19 protein-coding genes and 1 tRNA gene are annotated in these 19,243 nt (G+C 68.8%); 14 read left to right on the top strand and 6 right to left on the bottom strand.

What is annotated here, in order from left to right:
- Positions 1-154 precede the first annotated feature (154 nt).
- From G1H10_RS32235 to G1H10_RS02505, 5 genes are all read left to right on the top strand, one after another.
- Positions 155-1,084: an SIS domain-containing protein gene (locus G1H10_RS32235; protein ID WP_163732259.1), complete on the top strand. Its 930-nt coding sequence runs from the start codon at positions 155-157 to the stop codon at positions 1,082-1,084.
- Positions 1,081-2,010: an ROK family protein gene (locus tag G1H10_RS02520; protein ID WP_216852825.1), complete on the top strand. Its 930-nt coding sequence runs from the start codon at positions 1,081-1,083 to the stop codon at positions 2,008-2,010. Before G1H10_RS32235 ends, G1H10_RS02520 begins: the two co-directional genes overlap by 4 nt.
- A gap of 11 nt (positions 2,011-2,021) precedes the next feature.
- Positions 2,022-2,933 (top strand): 1-phosphofructokinase family hexose kinase, encoded by a 912-nt coding sequence (locus G1H10_RS02515; RefSeq protein WP_216852824.1) that lies wholly within the window; start codon positions 2,022-2,024, stop codon positions 2,931-2,933.
- Positions 2,930-3,778, top strand: coding sequence for a class II fructose-bisphosphate aldolase (locus tag G1H10_RS02510; RefSeq protein ID WP_163732253.1), 849 nt, complete (start codon positions 2,930-2,932; stop codon positions 3,776-3,778). Before G1H10_RS02515 ends, G1H10_RS02510 begins: the two co-directional genes overlap by 4 nt.
- 234 nt (positions 3,779-4,012) lie before the next feature.
- Complete coding sequence (locus G1H10_RS02505) at positions 4,013-5,014, top strand: aldo/keto reductase (protein ID WP_216852823.1); 1,002 nt, start codon at positions 4,013-4,015, stop codon at positions 5,012-5,014.
- A 36-nt stretch (positions 5,015-5,050) separates the two neighbouring features.
- Here G1H10_RS02505 and G1H10_RS02500 read toward each other — a convergent pair whose 3' ends face one another.
- Positions 5,051-6,061, bottom strand: coding sequence for a hypothetical protein (locus G1H10_RS02500; RefSeq protein ID WP_163732251.1), 1,011 nt, complete (start codon positions 6,059-6,061; stop codon positions 5,051-5,053).
- Between the two features lie 144 nt (positions 6,062-6,205).
- Positions 6,206-6,298, bottom strand: a tRNA-Ser gene (locus G1H10_RS02495).
- Between the two features lie 72 nt (positions 6,299-6,370).
- Between G1H10_RS02495 and G1H10_RS02490 the strand changes: the two genes are divergently transcribed.
- Positions 6,371-7,159, top strand: a complete 789-nt coding sequence (locus G1H10_RS02490) for an ROK family protein (RefSeq protein WP_163732247.1) — start codon at positions 6,371-6,373, stop codon at positions 7,157-7,159.
- 58 nt (positions 7,160-7,217) lie between these two features.
- On the opposite strand, the gene G1H10_RS02485 is transcribed toward G1H10_RS02490, so the two are convergent.
- Positions 7,218-7,778: a hypothetical protein gene (locus G1H10_RS02485; protein WP_163732245.1), complete on the bottom strand. Its 561-nt coding sequence runs from the start codon at positions 7,776-7,778 to the stop codon at positions 7,218-7,220.
- 308 nt (positions 7,779-8,086) lie between these two features.
- On the opposite strand from G1H10_RS02485, the gene G1H10_RS02480 reads away from it, so the two are divergent.
- From G1H10_RS02480 to G1H10_RS02455, 7 genes are all read left to right on the top strand, one after another.
- Positions 8,087-9,448 carry an ammonium transporter gene (locus tag G1H10_RS02480; protein ID WP_163732242.1) on the top strand — a complete coding sequence of 454 codons (1,362 nt, stop codon included), beginning with the start codon at positions 8,087-8,089 and terminating at the stop codon, positions 9,446-9,448.
- Between the two features lie 103 nt (positions 9,449-9,551).
- Positions 9,552-10,364, top strand: a complete 813-nt coding sequence (locus tag G1H10_RS02475; RefSeq protein ID WP_163732239.1) for a carbon-nitrogen hydrolase family protein — start codon at positions 9,552-9,554, stop codon at positions 10,362-10,364.
- The gene (mobA, locus tag G1H10_RS32230; RefSeq protein ID WP_216852822.1) at positions 10,361-10,951 is read left to right on the top strand and encodes a molybdenum cofactor guanylyltransferase; all 591 of its coding nucleotides are present in this window, start codon (positions 10,361-10,363) and stop codon (positions 10,949-10,951) included. The genes G1H10_RS02475 and mobA overlap by 4 nt, the downstream gene beginning before the upstream one ends.
- Positions 10,948-11,283: a DUF6457 domain-containing protein gene (locus G1H10_RS32225; RefSeq protein WP_216852821.1), complete on the top strand. Its 336-nt coding sequence runs from the start codon at positions 10,948-10,950 to the stop codon at positions 11,281-11,283. Before mobA ends, G1H10_RS32225 begins: the two co-directional genes overlap by 4 nt.
- The gene (locus G1H10_RS02465; RefSeq protein ID WP_163732236.1) at positions 11,283-12,260 is read left to right on the top strand and encodes an NAD(P)H-quinone oxidoreductase; all 978 of its coding nucleotides are present in this window, start codon (positions 11,283-11,285) and stop codon (positions 12,258-12,260) included. The genes G1H10_RS32225 and G1H10_RS02465 overlap by 1 nt, the downstream gene beginning before the upstream one ends.
- Positions 12,261-12,432: 172 nt before the next feature.
- Positions 12,433-13,296 (top strand): DUF4234 domain-containing protein, encoded by an 864-nt coding sequence (locus tag G1H10_RS32220; protein WP_216852820.1) that lies wholly within the window; start codon positions 12,433-12,435, stop codon positions 13,294-13,296.
- An 82-nt stretch (positions 13,297-13,378) separates the two neighbouring features.
- Positions 13,379-13,957 (top strand): bacterial proteasome activator family protein, encoded by a 579-nt coding sequence (locus tag G1H10_RS02455; RefSeq protein WP_163732233.1) that lies wholly within the window; start codon positions 13,379-13,381, stop codon positions 13,955-13,957.
- A gap of 24 nt (positions 13,958-13,981) precedes the next feature.
- On the opposite strand, the gene G1H10_RS02450 is transcribed toward G1H10_RS02455, so the two are convergent.
- The gene (locus tag G1H10_RS02450) at positions 13,982-14,443 is read right to left on the bottom strand and encodes a DUF6918 family protein (protein ID WP_163732232.1); all 462 of its coding nucleotides are present in this window, start codon (positions 14,441-14,443) and stop codon (positions 13,982-13,984) included.
- Between the two features lie 211 nt (positions 14,444-14,654).
- Positions 14,655-15,920: a serine--tRNA ligase gene (gene serS, locus G1H10_RS02445; RefSeq protein WP_163732229.1), complete on the bottom strand. Its 1,266-nt coding sequence runs from the start codon at positions 15,918-15,920 to the stop codon at positions 14,655-14,657.
- Between the two features lie 133 nt (positions 15,921-16,053).
- Here serS and pheA point away from each other — a divergent pair, with 133 nt between their 5' ends.
- Positions 16,054-17,007 carry a prephenate dehydratase gene (pheA, locus tag G1H10_RS02440; RefSeq protein ID WP_163732226.1) on the top strand — a complete coding sequence of 318 codons (954 nt, stop codon included), beginning with the start codon at positions 16,054-16,056 and terminating at the stop codon, positions 17,005-17,007.
- A gap of 113 nt (positions 17,008-17,120) precedes the next feature.
- Here the strand turns inward: pheA and G1H10_RS02435 are convergent, their stop codons facing one another.
- Positions 17,121-19,184 (bottom strand): S9 family peptidase, encoded by a 2,064-nt coding sequence (locus G1H10_RS02435; protein ID WP_163732223.1) that lies wholly within the window; start codon positions 19,182-19,184, stop codon positions 17,121-17,123.
- Between the last annotated feature and the right edge of the window lie 59 nt (positions 19,185-19,243).

Genomic DNA, 19,243 nt, shown 5'->3' with positions numbered 1-19,243 from the left:
GTGATCGTTTGCTGATTGTTAATGCTTGAAACGAGCCTTCTTAGCTTGACAGTGAGCAATCCAGCGCCGAAGATGACGGAAAGACGCTCGGCGCAGCCCTGCGGCGGCCCTACGGTCGCTGTTGGCTTTCCGCGTCGCTATCCGGAGGTCTTCATTGCCCAGTTCGCCACACGTCCAGGACGAGATCGACAGCCAGCCGGCGTGCTGGGAACGCGCCGTCAAGCTGGCCGCGTCAGGACCGGGCGCACTGCCGGTGCCCGGCGAGCGGGTCGCGGTGGTCGGGTGCGGCACGTCGTGGTTCATGGCGCAGGCCTACGCATCCCTGCGTGAACAGCGCGGACATGGCGAGACCGACGCCTTCGCCGCGTCCGAGTTTCCCCGTGCGCGCAACTACGACCGGCTGCTGGCGATCACCCGCTCCGGTACTACCAGCGAGGTCCTGACGCTGCTGGAGAGCATGCGGGCACACACCCGCACCGTAGCGCTCACCGCCGACCCGGCGACCCCGATCGCCGACGTCGCCGATGAACTGATCGTGCTCGACTTCGCCGACGAACAATCAGTAGTGCAAACGCGATTCGCGACCTCGGCCCTGGCGATGCTGCGTGCACACGTCGGAGATGCGCTCACCGACGCCCAGGCGCAGACACAGAACGTGCTGACCCGTCCGATCGACGACACGCTACCGACGGACACCACCGTCTACGATGTGCTCACCCGCCGCCGGCAGTTCGTCTTCCTCGGGACCGGCTGGACGGTCGGGCTGGCCCACGAGGCGGCGCTGAAGATGCGCGAGGCATCGCTGTCCTGGTCCGAGTCCTATCCGGCGATGGACTACCGGCACGGTCCGATCAGCCTTGCCGACCACAACAGTGTGGTCTGGTTTCTGGGCGGCGACGCACCCGACGGGCTGATCGACGAGGTGCGCTCCGCCGGTGCACACGTGGTCGCCGACACGCTGGACCCGATGACGGATCTGGTGCGCATCCAGCGGCTCGCGGTGGCGCTCGGGTTGGCGAAAGGGCTCGATCCGGACCGTCCACGCAATCTCGACCGCTCGGTCATCCTGGAAGCCGGCGGGTGAACGACGCCGTACAGACCGTCGTCGCACTCGACGTCGGTGGTTCCATGCTCAAGGGAGCGGTCCTGGACCGCGCGGGACATGCCTGCGCCACCCTGGACCGCGAGACGGGCGCCGAACACGGCCCGCAGGCCGCGGTGGAGACCGTCCTCGCCGCCGTCGCCGAGCTCTGCCGGCATCCGGCCGCGGCGGATGCGGTCGCGTGCGGGCTCGCCGTCCCCGGCATCGTCGACCCTGCGGCCGGCCGTGCCGTCTGGTCGGAGAACCTCCGCTGGCGCGACGTTCCGCTGCGGAAGCTGGCCGAGGAACGGACCGGCCTGCCGGTGGCGCTCGGGCACGACGTGCGCGCCACCGGGCTCGCCGAGTCCAGGCTCGGCGCCGCCCGAGGGCACGACCAGGCCATGGTGGTGCCGATCGGGACCGGCATCGCCGCCGCGATCGTCGTCGACGGGCATGTGCTCGACGGGGCCGGCATGGCGGGCGAGCTGGGCCACATCGACGTCGGCCACCAGGACAGGTGTGCGTGCGGAGGGTCCGGCTGTCTGGAAGCCATCGCCTCGGCCGCCGCGATCGCACGGCGGTACGGCGCGCGCACCGGCGCCCCGCCGGCCGGCGCCGCCGACGTGGTCCAGCGGATGCGATCCGGCGACGTCGCCGCTCGAGAGATCTGGGACGAGGCCGTCGATGCGCTCGCGCACGGTCTGGCCACGGCCTGTTCCCTCCTGGCACCCGCGATCATCGTTCTGGGCGGCGGGCTGGCCCGGGCGGGCGCCGACCTCACCGATCCGCTGGCCGCCCGGCTCGAGCAGCGCCTGACCTTTCAGCGCCGACCGCGCGTCGTCCTGGCCGAACTAGGAGACCGGGCCGGCTGCCTGGGCGCCGGGCTGCTGGCCTGGAGCCGCTACGACTCGGGCGCGGCCTCCGGATGACCGTGCTCACCGTGACGCCGAACCCGGCGCTGGACATCACCTACCTGGTGGACCGGCTCCGTCCGGGACACGTCCACCGGGTGCGAGCGGTGCGCAGCCGACCAGGCGGCAAAGGCGTCAATGTCGCGCGGGTGGTACGCGCACGAGGGGTGCCGGCGGTCGTGACCGGCATCCTCGGAGGAGCCACCGGTGAGACGCTCCGAGCCGGCCTAACCGATCTGGGCATCGAGGACGCGATGCTCACCGAGGCCCTGGAGACCCGCCGGACGGTCAACATCGTGGACGACGCGGGCACGGCGACGCTGCTCAACGAGGGCGGGCCGGATACGGGCGACGAGCCATGGGCGCGACTGTCGGCCCGCGTCGCGGAGCTGGCGCTCGGCGCCGACGTCGCGGTGGTATCCGGCAGCCTGCCCCCGGGGCCACCACCCGAAGCGGTGGCCGGCCTGATGGCCGCCGCCGGGCATGGCGGCACGCCGGTCATCGTCGACACGTCCGGTCCGGCCCTGCGACACGCCGCCGAGGCCGGTCCGGCGGTGCTCAAGCCCAACGTCGAGGAACTGCGCGAGGTCACCGGCATCGACGATCCGCACCGTGCCGCCGTGGCGCTTCGCCGCCTGGGCACCGGAGCGACGGCGGTGGTCGCCTCGCTCGGCGCGGACGGCCTGCTGGGTGTGACCGCCGACGGAAGCTGGACGGCGCGGCTCGCCGAACCGGTCATCGGCAATCCGACCGGCGCCGGGGACTCGGTGGTCGCGGCCCTGGCGCTCGCCGTCCGCGCCGGCGACGGCTGTCCGGACGCACTCCGCGACGCATGCGCACTGTCCGCGGCCACGGTGCTGTCGCCGGTGGCCGGCGAGTACGACGCCGATGCCTACACCCGGCTGCGGACGAGGGTCATAGTGAGTGAGGTGCAGGCATGACACTGGCTACCCTGACGGAGGTGCTGGATCCGGCGGCCCGCGCCGGCTCGGGCGTCGGAGCGTTCAACGTCATCCAGCTGGAACACGCCGAGGCGTTCGTCGCCGCCGCCGAGCACACCGGCCTGCCGGTGATCCTGCAGATCAGCGAGAACTGCGTCCGGTACCACGGCGCCCTCGCGCCGCTGGGCCTGGCCACGCTGGAGCTCGCTCGCCGCGCCACCGTCCCGGTGGTCGTCCATCTGGACCACGCCGAACGCGTCGATCTGGTGCGCGAGGCGGTCCAGCTCGGCTTCACCAGCGTGATGTACGACGGTTCCACGCTCGACCACGACACCAACCTGGCCCGCACCGCCGAGGTGGTGGAACACTGCCGCGGCCACGGCGTGCCGGTCGAGGCCGAGCTGGGCGAGGTCGGGGGCAAAGACGGCGTGCACGCACCGGGGGCACGCACCGACCCGGCGGAGGCGCGCCGGTTCGTCGCCGCCACCGGCGTCGACGCGCTGGCCGTCGCGGTCGGCAGCTCGCACGCCATGACGAGCCGGCACGCGACCCTGGACCAGGGGTTGATCTCGGCTCTGCGCGACGCCGTGCCGGTCCCGCTGGTGCTGCACGGGTCGAGCGGTGTGCCGGACGGCGGGCTGGCCGCCGCCGTCCGGGCGGGCATCACCAAGGTCAACATCGCGACGCATCTGAACGTGGTCTTCACCGCCGCGGTCCGGGTCCGGCTCGGGCAGGACGGCACCGTCGATCCGCGCAAGTACCTGGCCCCCGGCCGCGACGCCGCAAGCGCCGAGGCCGCACGTCTACTGACGCTCCTACACAGCCTAAATGATCATGTGAAGTAGGCTTTCTCCAGCACTACCATGTCTGCAGACCTGTCACGGCACGAGAAAACCCACTTCACATGATCATTTAGTGGTGAGAACTTGCGTTTCTCAATTCGATCGGTTTCTTCTGTTGGACTTCGCACGCCCGTCGGCAGGATGCTGTGCCCGAGGGTGTACATACCGACGGAACACCCCGCACATCGATGACCGTGTCGATGCCGACGAGCACGTATCACGAGGAAGACGCGAGACATGCTGCAGACAGCACCATTGGGTCGTACCGACATGCACATCACCCGGACCGGCTTCGGCGCCTGGGCGATCGGAGGCGGGGGCTGGGCGCACGCCTGGGGCGAACAGGACGACGCCGAGTCGATCGCCGCGATCAGGCACGCCGTCGAATCCGGTGTGAACTGGATCGACACCGCAGCGATCTACGGACTCGGGCACTCCGAGGAGGTTGTCGGCCAGGCGCTACGCGACATCGGCGAGGCGGACCGCCCGTACGTCTTCACCAAGGGTGGCCTGGTCTGGGACGAGTCCGACCGGTCAGCTCCGGCACGACGCGTCGGTGACCCGGCGAGCCTGCGCCGCGGCGTCGAGAACTCGCTGCGCCGCCTGGGCGTGGAGCGGATCGACCTGTACCAGATGCACTGGCCCGCGGACGACGGTACGCCGCTCGAGGCCTACTGGCAGGCGTTCGCCGAGCTGAAGGCCGAGGGCAAGGTCCGCGCGATCGGGCTGTCCAATCACCATGTCGATGAGCTGGAGCGCGCTGAGGCGATCGACCACGTCGACTCCTTGCAGCCGCCGTTCAGCATGATCCGTCGGCAGGCGGCCGGCGACGTGATCCCGTGGTGCGACAAGAACTCCACCGGGGTCATCGTCTACAGCCCGATGGCATCCGGGTTGCTGACCGGATCCTTCACGCAGGAGCGCGCCGCCGCACTCGGCGACGACGACTGGCGCAGCCGCAGCCGGGACTTCACCGGCGAAGGCCTCCGCCGCAACCTGGCCCTGGTCGAGGACCTGCGCCCGATCGCCGAGCGGCTCGAGGTCACGGTCGCCGCCCTCGCCGTCGCCTGGACGCTCGCCTTCGGCGGTGTCACCGGCGCGATCGTGGGAGCTCGCCGCCCAGACCAGATCGACGGCTGGCTGTCGGCCACCAACCTGCAGCTCGGCGAGCAGGATCTGGCCGACATCGCTGCGGCGCTGCGCGCACACGGCATCGGCGAGGGTCCGGCGCGGCCCTGACCGTTCGGCTCCGAACCGCCCGGCGCACTCACTCGCTCACTCGTACAGGACGTACTCCGGCAGCGGTTCCAGGGCGAGTACCTGTTCCGGTGTCATCAGCGGACCGTGCCGGGTGTCCTCGTCGAAGAAGAGCTTGAACCCGGCGTGGACGTGTTCCGCGTCCGGAGGCATCAACCGGCCCCAGGTCTCCTCCTTGCTCTCCCGGGAGCCGATGCCGTCGACGCTCTTCACCACGGCGACGCCCGGGTGCTCACCGAGGTCGGACTCCTGTTGCACGACGGACTCGTGCACCTGGTGGAAGACGACCGCCTTCTCCGGCAGGTCGTTCTCCGTGACCAGGCCGGAGACATACTCGACGACGGAGTCGAGCTCGGCCCCGGTGGTGCTGCCGTAGGTCCGGCCCGGCACCTCGCCCTCACCGACCGCCCATTCCGGGTCGAGGGCGAGGCCCACGTCGGGTTCGAGCAACCACGGCTCGAGCCGTTGTACGTCGTCGAGGAAGTCGGCACGCCCCGGCTGGACGTTGAGCAGTAACAGGGCACCATGCTCGCGAGCCGCGTCGAGGTACTGCTCGATTACCTCGTCCGGCTCGAACGTGCGATAGAGCCCGCTGTCCGTCGCGGAGCCGTGCGCCACCACGGTGATCAGCTCGAACACCGGCAGGACCGTGCGCCCGTCGTCCTCGTAGTCAGCCACGAGGTCGTCCAGTTCGGCGGCGGCACCTTCCAGGTCGGTGGCCTCCAACCGGCCGAACGACGGCGCCCGGCCGCCGGAGAACCCGACCAGCCGGTGCTCAGGGAAGATCGACTCGGCGCCGTTCGGCAGCGTCGGCGTGGGCTCCGGCTCAGGTGTGGGAGTCGGCGTGGGGGTGCTGGTCTGTTCGGTGCTGTCGGCCGATCCGGTTCCCGACGCAGGTGGCGCGGACTCCGCCGCCGAGGAACCGGCGTCAGCGGTGGAATCGGAGCCGGGTTCGTCGGCGGAGCCGGCGCACGCGAGGTTGAGCAGTCCGACAGAGGCGAGAAGGCAGGAGTATGTGCGCAGTTGCATCGGATACGAGTGTGCCCCGTTTTGCGGATTTCTCACCAACCGATTCGCGAACGGCATCGCTAGGCCATCGACGCCGCGGTGCACGACGGGTCGCGCGACCCGGCGGTCCTGCGCCGATGGCCGCCAAGGCAACGGACCCGACAGCGGAGGGCATGGGATTCGAACCCATGAGGACGGAGAGGGCCCCGCCCTAGAACTTTTCAAGAGTTCCCCGTTCGGCCACTCCGGCAGCCCTCCTGGCACAGCCAAGTGTGCCACGAACCCACGCGCGATTCACACTGTGGAAGCCATCCGCGCTACCGTCGTCTCGTGACGACCACCGCAGCGCTCGGACCGCGCACCCTGGCCGTGGACTGCGGCGGAACGGGCCTCAAAGCCACCGTGCTGGACCCAGACGGCGTACCGGTGCACGAGCGCGTCCGTCTCCGCACGCCGTACCCATGCCCGCCGGACGTACTCGTGTCCGCTGTCGCCGAACTCGCCGAGAGCACCGGCGAGGCCTATGACCGCGTCTCCGTCGGTTTTCCCGGCATGATGCGGCTCGGCGTGGTCTACGCGACGCCGCACTATGTCACCGAAGCGGGGCCGTTCACTCCGGTCCGCGACGATCTGGTGGAGGCATGGTCCGGGTTCGACGTTCAGGCCGCCCTGGAGGCCGCGCTCGGCAAGCCGACCCGTGTGCTCAACGACGCCGAGATCGCCGGCCTGGCCGTGATCGAGAGCAAGGGGTTCGAGGTGGTGCTGACGCTCGGCACCGGGCTCGGCTGCGCGCTCTTCGACGACGGCCGCCTGCTGCCCAAGGTGGAGCTGTCCCAGGCGCCGTTCCGCAAGGGCCAGACCTACGATCAGCAGCTCGGCCATCACACCCGCAAACGCCTGGGGAACAAGCGGTGGTCCCGCCGGGTGGCGAAGGCGATCGACGGCCTGCGTCCCGTGCTGTATTGGGACCACCTGTATGTGGGCGGCGGAGGTGCCAAGCATCTGCAGGCCGAACTCGGGCCCGATGTCACGATCGTCGGCAACGAGAACGGCTTGCTGGGCGGGATCCGGCTGTGGGCCGACAACGTCTCCCGCGGCCGCCGGATCGACCAGATCTGATTCCCTTTCCCCATGACCACCACCCGTCAGCCCCACGACGGCGGCTGATCGCCGATGATCAGGGGAGTTGGCGCGTCCACGTCTCGTGCGTGGCGATGAACGCCGTCGACGTCGGCTGTTCGTCGTCCTCGTTCACCGTGGCGCGGCCGAACACGCGCGCGTCGTCCACCTCCAGGGTGGCGTCGGTGCAGAAGGTGAGCAGGTTCGTCATCGTCCAGCAGGCGTCGCCGAGCTCCCAGTCCGAGACCTGCCCCGGACGGGACGCGAACGGTTGGCCGATGGACACCGCCACCCGTGAGCCGTCCTCAGCGGTGACTCGGGCTCGGACGTAGTCAGCGGTGATACGCCATTCGCGGACCTCGCACTCGACCGGCTCGCCGATGTCCGGCAGGCCGGACAACTCGGGGAAATGCCGGCTGAAGGTCTCCGCCAACCAGCTGCCCAGGGCGAACTCTGGGGTCAGCAGCCGTACCTGCTCTTCGCCATCGGTCCAGGCCAGCACCGCCACGCCGGGGCCGCGGATGCTCCATTCGGCCTCCCAGAGCGAGACGAAACCCGCCCTGTCCTGACCGCGGAGCAGCGTCACATTCGGATTGGCACCAATGAACTCGACCGGCACCGGTCCAGCCTAGACCGTCGGGCACACAGCGCGTGCCGCAATACGCAGCAGACGCGGTGAGGAAAACGTGACCGAGATGCAATATCAATCGCATCGTTTTAACACGCCGGTCATCTTCCCTTCGTCTCGACATCTCTTTGTAACTGCCTCGAGCGCGTTCATGAAACCTCCTGCCTCCACGCTCGTGGATGTCCGGTTGCCGCAGTGTCGCGGCGAGAAGATGGCGGGGCCGGTCACGATCACGGATGAACGAGACCGCGTCCGGCCATGACGAAGCGGGTCAGCCTGCTCGCGTGGAGGGACGGCACATGGATACGGGAGATACCGCCTGGATTCTCACATCCACGGCGCTGGTCATGTTGATGACCCCGGGACTCGCATTGTTCTACGGCGGAATGGTGCGTGCGAAGAGCGTCATCAACATGATGATGATGTGCTTCGGCGCGCTGGGTGTCGTCAGCATCCTGTGGATTCTGTACGGATACTCGCTCGCCTACGGAGAGAGCATCGGTGGCATACTGGGCAACCCCGGTGACTTCTTCGGCATGTCCGGAATGCTCGCAGCCGAGAGCGACAACATTCCGACGCTCGCCGACGTCGGTTTCCAAGGCATGTTCGCGGTCATCACGGTGGCGCTGATCGCCGGTTCGATCGCCGACCGAGCCAACTTCTGGACCTGGCTGCTGTTCGCGGCGATCTGGATGACCGTCGTCTACTCGCCGGTCGCGCACTGGGTGTGGGGCGTCGACGGCTGGATCGGCGACGGCCTGGAGGCGATCGACTTCGCCGGTGGTACGGCCGTGCACATCAACGCCGGAGCGGCCGGGCTGGCCCTGGCGCTGGTGCTGGGCCGCCGTCGAGACTTCGGCAAGGGTTCGCACCGGCCGCACAACCTGCCGCTGGTGATGATCGGTGCCGGTCTGCTGTGGTTCGGCTGGTTCGGCTTCAACGGCGGCTCGGCGTATGCCGCCGACGGCGCGGCCGGCGTGGCGATCCTGAACACCATCGGTGCGACCGCCGCGGCGCTGCTGGCCTGGATCATCGTCGAGAAGCTGCGCGACGGCCACGCCACCTCGCTCGGCGCCGCGTCCGGCGTCGTCGCCGGTCTGGTCGCGATCACCCCGGCGTGTGGCGCGGTCAACCCGGTCGGCTCGATCCTCATCGGCGCCATCGCCGGCGTGATCTGCTCGCTGACCGTGAGCCTGAAGTTCCGGCTGCGCTACGACGACTCGCTCGACGTCGTCGGTGTGCACCTGGTCGGCGGGCTGGTCGGCACGGTCGCCATCGGCTTCTTCGCCACCGCGGATGCCCCCGACGGTGTCGACGGGCTGTTCTTCGGCGGCGGTCTCGGACTGCTCGGCAGGCAGACGGTGGCGGCGCTGGCCGTCGTCGCGTTCTCGTTCGTCGTCACCTACATCATCGCGATGATCCTGGAGAAGACGGTCGGCTTCCGGGTGCATGAGGACCATGAGGTGGTCGGCATCGACAAGGTGCACCACGGCGAGTCGAGCTACGAGATCGGCCCGGAGGAGATTCCGGACGACGTGATGGCCCGGGTGGAAGACGGAGCCGCCGTCGCCACGGCGCGCCAGGCGGCCACCACCGGGAAGAAGCCCTCTAGCCGGAGGATAGGCTCTGCCGAAGGGGAGGCCAACCCAGCCACATCCTGATGACGTCGCAACACGGGTAGGCACAGGCAGCCGCGCCCCGGGATGTCCGTTGGAGGCCCCGGGGCGCGGCTCGTTTCGTTCGTGGGTGCACCAGAATGGGGACATGCGCGTCGCTCTGGTACAGATGGCAGCCGGCACCGACCCGGATGCGAACCTCACGACCATCGAGCGGCTCACGGCCGGCCTCGATGCCGAGCTGATCGTGCTGCCGGAGGCGGTGATGCACGACTTCGGCACACCCACCACGCTACTCGGCCCGGCAGCCCAAGACCTCGACGGACCGTTCGTGACGGCGCTGTCCGCGCTGGCGAAGCGGCAGCGTGCGGCCGTCGTCGGCGGGATGTTCGAACGGTCGGGCGACGACGATCGCCCCTTCAACACGCTTGTGGTCGTCGGTCCGGACGGGGAACTGCGGACGACCTACCGGAAGGCTCACCTGTACGACTCGTTCGGCTACCGTGAGTCCGATCGGCTGTCGGCGGGCGAACCGCGGCCCGTCGTCGTCGATCTGGGCGGCCTTCACGCCGGCCTGCTGACCTGCTACGACCTGAGATTCCCGGAGCATTCCCGGGCCCTGGTGGACGCGGGCGCACAGACCCTGGTGGTTCCAGCGGCGTGGGTCCGCGGACCGCTCAAGGAGGACCACTGGGAGACGCTGGTACGCGCGCGGGCCATCGAGAACACCGTCTACGTGGCCGCCGCGGCGCAATGCGGTCGCGCCTACTCCGGGCGGAGCATGCTGGTCGACCCGATGGGTATCGCCGTTGCCGCCGCCGGGGAGGCAGCCGGCGTCGTCACCGGCGAGATCCGGCCTGATCGGCTCGCCGAGGCCCGCGAGCGTAACCCCGCCCTGCAGCATCGTCGCGCATGGCCGGCATACGCGGGACCGGACGGCGCGGCCGGCAGTGAGCCGTGACGACCACCGGAGCGGTGATCCTGGCCGGGGGTGCAGGCCGGCGGCTGGGCGGTGTGGACAAGCCGAGTCTCGTCGTCGCTGGTCGGCCCCTGCTCGACACCGCCGTCGCCGCCTGCTCCGGCTGTGCGGAGATCGTCGTCGTCGGTACGCCGCGCCCGGTCCAGGCCGAGGTCCGCTGGACCATCGAGGAGCCACCCGGGTCTGGACCGCTGGCGGCGCTCGCCGCCGGGCTCAGCGCCCTGCGGCTTCCCGTCTCCGAGGTCACGGTACTGGCGGCGGACCTGCCGTCGGTGACCACCGACGTGGTGGCGCGCTTGGCTGCGGCCCTGAGTGGCTCCGAGGCGGACGCCGTGTTACTGACGGACGCCGACGGCCGGCTGCAGCCGCTGACCGCCGTCTACCGGCGAGGCCCGCTGGCGGATGCGCTCCGCGCCGTCGGTGACCCGAACGGCAAACCTCTTCGCCGGCTGCTGTCCCACCTGCGGATCGCGACACTCGCCGACGGCATTGCCGGGCAAGACATCGACACGCCCGCCGACCTGGCACGCTGGTGCCTGGACAGCCGTGACCGAAAGGAAGACGAATGACCTTGGACGCCTGGATCGCCGCTCTGTGCGAGGAACTGGACGTACCCGTCGACGACGTCGACACCAGCGCCATCCTCGATCTGGCCAAGGACGCGGCGCACAATGTCGAGCGGCCGGCGGCCCCGATCACCGCGTTCATCGCCGGCTACGCCGCCGCCATCAGGGGAGGCGGCTCCGCGGAGGTAGACGCGGCCGTCGAAGCCGCTGCGGAACTCGCCGCCGAGTGGCCGCAACGGGATGCCGGCCCGGTCGCGGATGCACCGACACTCGACAGTGCGGACAACCGGTCGGCTCCGGCGGCCACGACGTCCGCCGAGCCCGAGGAGGATTGATGCGGGCGGTGGTCATCACCGAGCCGGGCGATCCGGAAGTGCTCGAATGGCGCGACGTGCCTGATCCGGAGTGCGCACCGGACGAAGTGCTGCTCGACGTAGCGGCCTCCGCGGTAAACCGCGCCGACCTGCTGCAGCGCCAAGGGCACTATCCGCCACCGGCCGGCGCACCTGAATGGCCGGGCTTAGAGTGCAGCGGCACCGTCCGGGAGGTCGGCTCCGCCGTCAGCGGATGGTCACCCGGAGACCGGGTCTGTGCTTTGTTGTCCGGTGGCGGGTATGCCGAGCGCGTCGCCGTTCCGTCTGGTCAGCTTCTTCCGGTGCCGGCGGGCGTGGACCTGGTGAGCGCCGCCGGCCTGCCGGAGGTGATGTGCACGGTGTGGTCGAACGTGGTCATGGCGGCCGGTCTCGTATCCGGGGATGTCCTGTTGGTGCACGGCGGCGCGAGCGGCATCGGCACGGCGGCCATCCAGGTAGGCGTCGCGCTCGGCGCGACGGTGGCGGTGACGGCCGGCACGCGGGAGAAGCTCGACCGATGTGCCGAGCTCGGCGCGTCCATACTGGTGAACTACCGCGAAGAGGAGTTCCCGGCGGCGGTCCGCGATGCGACCGGCGGACACGGCGCCGACGTCGTCCTCGACATCATCGGTGCCAAGTACCTCGAGGCCAACATCGATGCACTGGCCACTGGCGGTCGGATCGTGGTCATCGGGCTTCAGGGCGGCCGCAAGGCGGAGCTGAACCTGCAGGCGCTGATGGGCAAACGCGCATCGGTGATCGGCACGACGCTGCGTGGCCGGCCTCCGGTGGAGAAGGCGGCGATCGTTGCGGACGTTCGGGAGCGGCTGTGGCCGCTGATCGAGAACGGCGCTGTCGCGCCGGTGATAGATAGCCTGATTCCGATGAGCATGGCCGCGGACGCGCATCGGCTCGTGGAGGAAGGCCGCCACGTCGGCAAGGTCATCTTGACCGTGTAGCTCACGTGTAGAGATCTGCGGCACACTCTTTCGTGGCCACGCATATCTCGTGCGTCTGGGCGACGCTTTCAGGCGGCTGCGACCGCCGTGGGCGCGTGCGACGCGCTGCGTTGACCCACCTTTCGAGCGCGGCTAACGTGTGACATCTTGTGCCGACAAGGAGAAGACCATAATGACTCAGCCTCCAGAGCAGCATGCCGATGATCCATCGGGCCAGGAGCCCGGCGGGAATCAACCGTATCCGGAGCAGCCCGCATACGAGCAGCCCGGCTACCAGCAGCCCGGCTACCAGCAGCCTGGCTACCAGCAGCAGCCGGGTTACGACCCGAACGCCTATCAGCAGCAGCCGGGTTACGACCCCAACGCCTATCAGCAGCAGCCAGGTCACGACCCATACGGCTATCAACAGCCCGGCCAACCCGGCTACGGGCAGCCCGGCTACGACCCCAACGCGTACCAGCAGCAGGGCTACGACCCCAACGCGTACCAGCAGCCCGGCTACGACCCCAACGCCTATCAGCAGCCCGGCTACGACCCCAACGCGTACCAGCAGCCCGGCTACGGTCAGACGGGTTACGACCCGAACGCCTACCAGCAGCAGGCATACCAACAGCCCGGCTACGGTCAGGCTGCGTATGACCAGCAATACGCGGCGCAGCAGTATGCACCGGCGTACGCGCCGTACGGCTTCGGACCGATCGGGCAGGTCCGCGCGACGGGTACGTGGATCCTGCTCTTCATCGTGACGCTAGGCATCGCCGGCCTTGTGTGGTTCTTCAAGGTCTTCGAAGAGATGAAACAGCACACCGGAACCGGACTGGGCGGCGGGCTCGGCTTGCTCATCAGCCTGCTCGGCGTAGGCGCTTTCGTCAGTGCCTATGAGGTGGGGCAGATGTACCAGCGTGCCGGCCAGGCGCCGCCGGTCAGCGGCTGGACCGGCTGCTGGCTGTTCGTGCCGTTCGTCGGCGGGATCATCTGGTTCGTCAAGGTCAACGGCGCGCTCAACGATTACTGGCGTTCCCTCGGCGCCGTCTAGGTCGGCGCGGACCACCGGCGGGGCTCTCGCAGTTCACGGACGCGCCGTTTGCGAGGGCCCCGCGGTGCGTCAAGATGGAGGCATGACGGAGTCGAATGAAAACGCTGAACAAGACGCCCCACAGGGCGAGGATAAATCGAGAGTCCTCGTCGTCGGCCCGGAAGGCATGGCCGTAGGATCGGCGCAATCCGACGAGCAGGACGACCAGACTTCCCTCACTGACCTGGTCGAACAGCCGGCGAAAGTGATGCGCATCGGCAGCATGATCAAGCAGCTGCTCGAGGAGGTGAAGTCTGCCCCGTTGGACGAAGCCAGCCGGCGACGCCTCAGCGAGATACACCGCACATCGCTCGATGAACTCGAAGACGGTCTGGCCAGCGAACTGGTCGAAGAGTTGGAGCGGCTTGCCCTACCGTTCAACCAGGAAGAAGTGCCGTCGGAGTCGGAACTGCGGGTGGCCCAGGCGCAGCTCGTCGGCTGGCTGGAAGGTCTCTTCCACGGGATTCAGACGACGCTGTTCGCGCAGCAGATGGCCGCGCGCGCACAGCTGGAGCAGATGCGCCGAGCGCTGCCGCCCGGCGTCCAAGTCCATCCCGGCCAGCCTGGTGGCCCGGGACAGCCTGGCGGCGAAGGCGAGCAGCGCTCCGGCATGTACCTGTGAAACGGATGACGGGCTGAACAGGCGTCAGCCGGCGTTCACCGCGGCGATGTGCTTCTCGATCAGCGCTCCCAGGCGGGGCAGTGCGTCCTCGACGTGCTTCTTCGCCTGGGGGCGAAGCTTGTTGTAGACCTTCTTGACGCTCTCCCGTCGGGAACCCGCCGAACGCTCATCGGTGACGCCGAGCAGCGCGTCCGCAACGTCCGACGAGTTGCCCACCAGATGGTCGGCGAACGACCCGGAGCCCGAGGCCTTGAAGTCGGCGTAGAACGGCTCCAGCCGCTCCACGAACTTCTCGAACATGCTGTCCACCGCGTCGGACACGAACGACGAGTTGACCTTCTTGATCAGGGCGTAGCCGCTCTTCACAGCCAGGCCGCTGACGCCACTCTTCTCCGCGACCTCCGCATCGACCAGGGCCTCGACGTCCTTGATCACTTCGGGACGACGCTCCGGCGCGAGCAGGACATCCTTGAGCGAATCTGCCATCGTGTTTACGTCCTTCACACTAGAAATAAGAAACGACCACCTCACCCCCGTGTGGAGCCACTGTAAGGCACGAACGGCATACAGCGCCCCGCCGGGTGCGCGTGGATAGATCCGGCCATGCAGGGCATATCACCTGATCTGGTGACAAGCCCGCCTGAATACGAACGATTCTACGCCTTCGCCGGTTCCGCAGAACGTCCCACGCACTGGCTCAGCCGGCGCGCACCGGCTCGAGCACGTCCCGCCCGCCGACGTACGGACGCAGTGCCTGCGGAACCGCCACCGAGCCATCGGGCAGCTGATGGTTCTCCAGGATGGCCACCAGCCACCGGGTCGTGCCCAGCGTTCCGTTCAGCGTGCCCACGGACCGAGTACCCTTCTCCGCCCGTTCTCTGATGTTCAGCCGCCGCGCCTGAAAGGTCGTGCAGTTGGACGTCGACGTCAGCTCCAACCAGCGCGACTGCGAGGGCAGCCATGCCTCACAATCGAATTTGCGAGCCGCGCTCGAGCCGAGGTCTCCCGCGGCGACGTCGATCACCCGGTAGGGCAACTCCATCGCGCCGAGCATGCTCTCCTCCCAGCCGAGCAGCCGCTCATGCTCCGCAGCCGCATCCTCTTCGCGGCAGTAGCTGAACATTTCCACCTTGTGGAACTGGTGCACGCGGATGATTCCGCGGGTGTCCTTGCCGTGCGACCCGGCCTCGCGGCGATAGCAGGCCGACCAGCCGGCATACCGCAACGGACCGTCGGAGAGATCGACGATCTCGTCGGCGTGGAACCCGGCCAGTGCGACCTCGCTGGTCCCGACCAGGTAGAGGTCGTCCCGCTCCAGCCGGTAGATCTCGTCGGCGTGTGCACCCAGGAATCCGGTGCCGGCCATGATCTCCGGCCGCACCAGCGTCGGGGTGATGACCGGAGTGAAGCCGGCCTCGACGGCCTTGCTCATGGCCAGATTGAGGATGCCCAGCTCCAGTTGTGCTCCCACGCCGGTGAGGAAATAGAAGCGCGAACCGGACACCTTCGCGCCGCGCTCCGTGTCGATGGCGCCCAAGCTCTCGCCGAGCTCCAGGTGGTCACGGACCTTCTCCAGGTCCGGCCGCTCACCGACCTCCCGCAGCACGACGTAGTCGTCCTCGCCGCCTTCCGGCACGCCGTCGATGATGATGTTCGACGGGACCATGGCAAGCTCGTCCAGCCGCCGTTGAGCGCCGTCCGCGGCTGCCTCGGCCGCCTTCACCGCAGCGGCGAGGTCTTTGGCCCGGTCGAGCAGGGCCTGCTTCTCGTCGCCGGAAGCGCGCGGAATCTCCTTGCCGAGGCTCTTCTGCTCGGCTCGCAACCGCTCGAACTCGGCAAGCGATGCACGGCGAGACTCGTCGGCGGCGAGCAGCTCGTCGACCACCTCCTCGGTCTCACCGCGAGCCCGCTGCGAGGCTCGGACACGGTCGGGATCGTCGCGGATCACTCGGAGATCTAGCACGTTTCAGAGCGTAGCGGTGACCGCACCGTCGACGGCAACCGCATATCAACCTCCCCATGATCATGAACACTTACCGTGCTATTTGAACGCTTAGTGTTCATGATCATGGGGTGGGGCGGGATACAGTTTGAGGGTGCCTGTCACCGCCGACCGTTATGGATACCTGGGTCCCGAGGCGAGCTTCACCGAGGCCGCCAGCCGACGCATCCCCACGCTGATGGGTGCACGGCTCGACCCGTTCGACAGCGTGCACGCCGCCATCGACGCCGTCCGGTCCGGTGAGATCGCCGGTTGCGTCGTCCCGCTGGAGAACTCCGTCGAAGGCTCGGTCAACACCACACTCGACGAGCTGATCCGAGGCGAACCGGTGGTCGTCGCCACCGAGTTCCTGCTGCCGGTGACATTCACCCTGATGGCCCGGCCGGGCACCGACCTACCATCGGTGCGACGGATCATCACGCACCCGGTGGCGGAGGCGCAGTGCCGGACCTGGCTCGGCAAGAACCTGCCCGACGCATCCGTCGCGCTCGGCTCCTCGACATCGGCGGCGGCCAGCGCCGTCGCCGACGAGACGGTCGGCGCCGACGGCCACCCCTACGACGCCGCCATCTCCGCGCCCATCGCGGCTGAACGTTACGGTCTGGTACCGCTGGCGGAAGGGATCGGCGAGGACGAGGACGCGGTCACCCGGTTCGTCGTCATCACCCGCCCCGGCCGTCCGCCGCGCGCCACCGGCTCCGACAAGACCAGCTTGGTCGCCTACATCCGTGACGACCACCCCGGCGCCCTGTTGGAGATCCTGGAGCAGTTCTCCACCAGGGGCGTCAACCTGACCCGGATCGAGTCCCGGCCCACCGGCAACGGCATGGGCAGGTACTGCTTCGTCGTCGACGCCGAGGGGCACGTGGCCGATGCGCGCGTCGGTGAGGCCCTCATGGGTCTGCGGCGGGTCTGCGCCGACGTGCGGTACCTCGGGTCGTATCCGCGGGCGGACGGGGTGCGGCCGCCCGTCGGACGCGGCATGACGAACGAAGACTTCCGCGACGCCTCCTCCTGGTTGGAGAGCCTCCGCACCGGGCGCAGCTGATCGCCGCCCGTCACACTTGATCTTCGTTGGTCACACCTGATCACCGCTCGTCGCCGCTGATCGTCAGCCGTCGGGCCGGTCATGGCCGACCCGACGGCTGACGATCTGGGGAATCAGGAGAGCAGCGGAGGCGTCTCCCAGTCCTTGCCGAGCACGTGGTGGGCGAGGAACGCGAGCACCGTCTGGTACCAGACCTTCGCGTTCTGCGGCGTCAAGATCCAGTGGTTCTCGTCCGGGAAGTAGAGGAACTTGTGCGGCATGCCGCCGTCGTCGTCCTTCGCCCGGCATGCGAGCTCGAACCAGAGCCGCAGCGCCTCGCCGATCGGCACCCGGTAGTCCTTGTCTCCGTGGATCACCAGCATCGGCGTCTCGATCGCGTCGACGCTGAGGTGCGGCGAGTTGGCCGCCGCCATCTCCGGCGTCATCTCCCGCATCCAGTACCACGACGCATCCGTGGTGGGACCGAACTGGTCCAGCGCCCACAGGCTGGCATGGGTGACGATCGCGTCGAACCGGTCGGTGTGCCCGGCCACCCAGTTCGCCATGTAGCCACCGAACGAGCCGCCCATGGCCGCCGTCCGATTCTCGTCGATGTCGTGCCGGGCCACGGTCGCGTCCGTGATCGCCATCAGATCGGTGAACGGCTCCTGCCCCCAAGCACCCCATCCACGACGGATGAAGTCGAGCCCGTAACCGGTGGACAGCGCCGGGTCGGGCAGCAACACGGCGTAGCCCTGAGCGACCATCAGCCACGGATTCCACCGCCACGACCAGGAATTCCATGAGCTGAGCGGCCCGCCGTGAATCCACAGCAGGAACGGCGCCGGATTCGTCGCCGAGGCGTCTTCCGGCAGCGCCAGCCAGCCCCGCACCCGCACGCCGTCGGCGGTCTGTGTCTCGATCTCATCCAGCCGGCCGGGAAGGTTGAGCGACGGCGCGGGGCCGCGCAGCGGGGCCGACTCCTGATCGGCGATGTCGGCGGCGAGCCGGACGGGCGTCATCGGTTCGAGGTATGAGGTACGCATCGCGTACAGGTGCCGCCCGTCCGGAGACACGCAGACGTCGCTGTACGCGAAGTCGTCGGCGGTCAACCGGGTGACCTCGCCACTCGGCACGCTGACGCGGAAGATCGGCGCGCGTCCGTTCTCGTCGGCGACAACGATCACCGCGGACGAGTCCGGAGTCCACTGCGGCGTCGATGCCGGCCACCGATCCCACCCGGCGGCGAGTTCCCGTACGGTTCCGTCCTCTAGAGAGATGACGACGAGCGTGCGATCGCCCGGGTCATCCGACGCCGTGTCCCGCTCCCGGATCGCTGCGACGCTGCGCCCGTCCGGGCTGATGCGTGGCGCGCCGTACTCGGCGGTCGGCGACTCGGCCAGCATCCGCCGATCGCCGGTGCCGGTGTCCAACGCCATCAGAGCCTGCCGGTAGCCGCCCCGCGCCGGGGTGTTCCACGTGGTCACCACCGTGCCGCCGTCCGGGCTGATGTCATAGTCGGCGCGCTGCAGGGCACGCCCGGCGTCGGGCGTCAGATCACGCAGTTCGACAACCGGACCGCCCAGCGGATCGTCGTCATCGGTCAGCGCACCCGCGAACAGCCGCGGCGAGTCCGGGCCGATGTCGCTGTCCCAGTAGCGCACCGGATAACTTTCGTGGAGGATCGCGGAGACCTTCTTCTCCTTGCGCTCCTTGCGCGTGGACTCCTCCGACGCCTCGTCGCTCGACGACGGGAAGGTCGACGACGACGCCAGCACCGTGCCCCGCTCGCGTGCCACCACGACGCCGCCCACGCCGCCGGGACGCTTGGCCACGACGCGTGCCTCGCCGCCGCCGGGTGGCAGCAGCCACAGCATCGGAAGCTCGTCGTCGTCCGTGCTGTCCGGGTCTGGACGCGCCGAGCAGAACAGGAGCGAGCCGTCCGGGAGGAAGGCGGCGCCGCTCTCTCCCTTGGCGCTACGGGTGAGCCGACGCGCGGGGCCCGCCCCGGCCGGGTCGATCTCCCAGAGCGCCGTGACGTATTTCGTCTTGTCCTGGTTCAGGGTGGCGACGGATGTCACCAGACGTCTACCGTCGCGGGACAGTGTCAATCCGCCGACCCGCGGCAGCGCTAAGTACGTATCCAGGTCGTGAAAAGGCGTCGGGGGTTGCCGGGTTTCCGCGTCGTTCTCCGTCATCCTCCCAACGTTACGGGAGCCGCCGGACACTTGAGGAGCGTCCTGCGCAGTCAGATCCC

The organism is Phytoactinopolyspora halotolerans, assembly GCF_010550675.1.
GTDB classification, from domain to species: Bacteria; Actinomycetota; Actinomycetes; order Jiangellales; family Jiangellaceae; genus Phytoactinopolyspora; species Phytoactinopolyspora halotolerans.
This window is presented reverse-complemented; position numbering and strand designations above follow the sequence as displayed.

Excerpts from the sequence above, each read along its gene's own strand:
- G1H10_RS32225 (WP_216852821.1), top strand. The coding sequence starts at position 10,948 with ATGACCTTGGACGCCTGGATCGCCGCTCTGTGCGAGGAACTGGACGTA.
- G1H10_RS02510 (WP_163732253.1), top strand. The coding sequence starts at position 2,930 with ATGACACTGGCTACCCTGACGGAGGTGCTGGATCCGGCGGCCCGCGCC.
- G1H10_RS02500 (WP_163732251.1), bottom strand. The coding sequence starts at position 6,061 with ATGCAACTGCGCACATACTCCTGCCTTCTCGCCTCTGTCGGACTGCTC.
- G1H10_RS02455 (WP_163732233.1), top strand. The coding sequence starts at position 13,379 with ATGACGGAGTCGAATGAAAACGCTGAACAAGACGCCCCACAGGGCGAG.
- G1H10_RS02505 (WP_216852823.1), top strand. The coding sequence starts at position 4,013 with ATGCTGCAGACAGCACCATTGGGTCGTACCGACATGCACATCACCCGG.
- G1H10_RS02475 (WP_163732239.1), top strand. The coding sequence starts at position 9,552 with ATGCGCGTCGCTCTGGTACAGATGGCAGCCGGCACCGACCCGGATGCG.
- G1H10_RS02480 (WP_163732242.1), top strand. The coding sequence starts at position 8,087 with ATGGATACGGGAGATACCGCCTGGATTCTCACATCCACGGCGCTGGTC.
- G1H10_RS02435 (WP_163732223.1), bottom strand. The coding sequence starts at position 19,184 with ATGACGGAGAACGACGCGGAAACCCGGCAACCCCCGACGCCTTTTCAC.
- G1H10_RS02450 (WP_163732232.1), bottom strand. The coding sequence starts at position 14,443 with ATGGCAGATTCGCTCAAGGATGTCCTGCTCGCGCCGGAGCGTCGTCCC.
- G1H10_RS32220 (WP_216852820.1), top strand. The coding sequence starts at position 12,433 with ATGACTCAGCCTCCAGAGCAGCATGCCGATGATCCATCGGGCCAGGAG.
- G1H10_RS02465 (WP_163732236.1), top strand. The coding sequence starts at position 11,283 with ATGCGGGCGGTGGTCATCACCGAGCCGGGCGATCCGGAAGTGCTCGAA.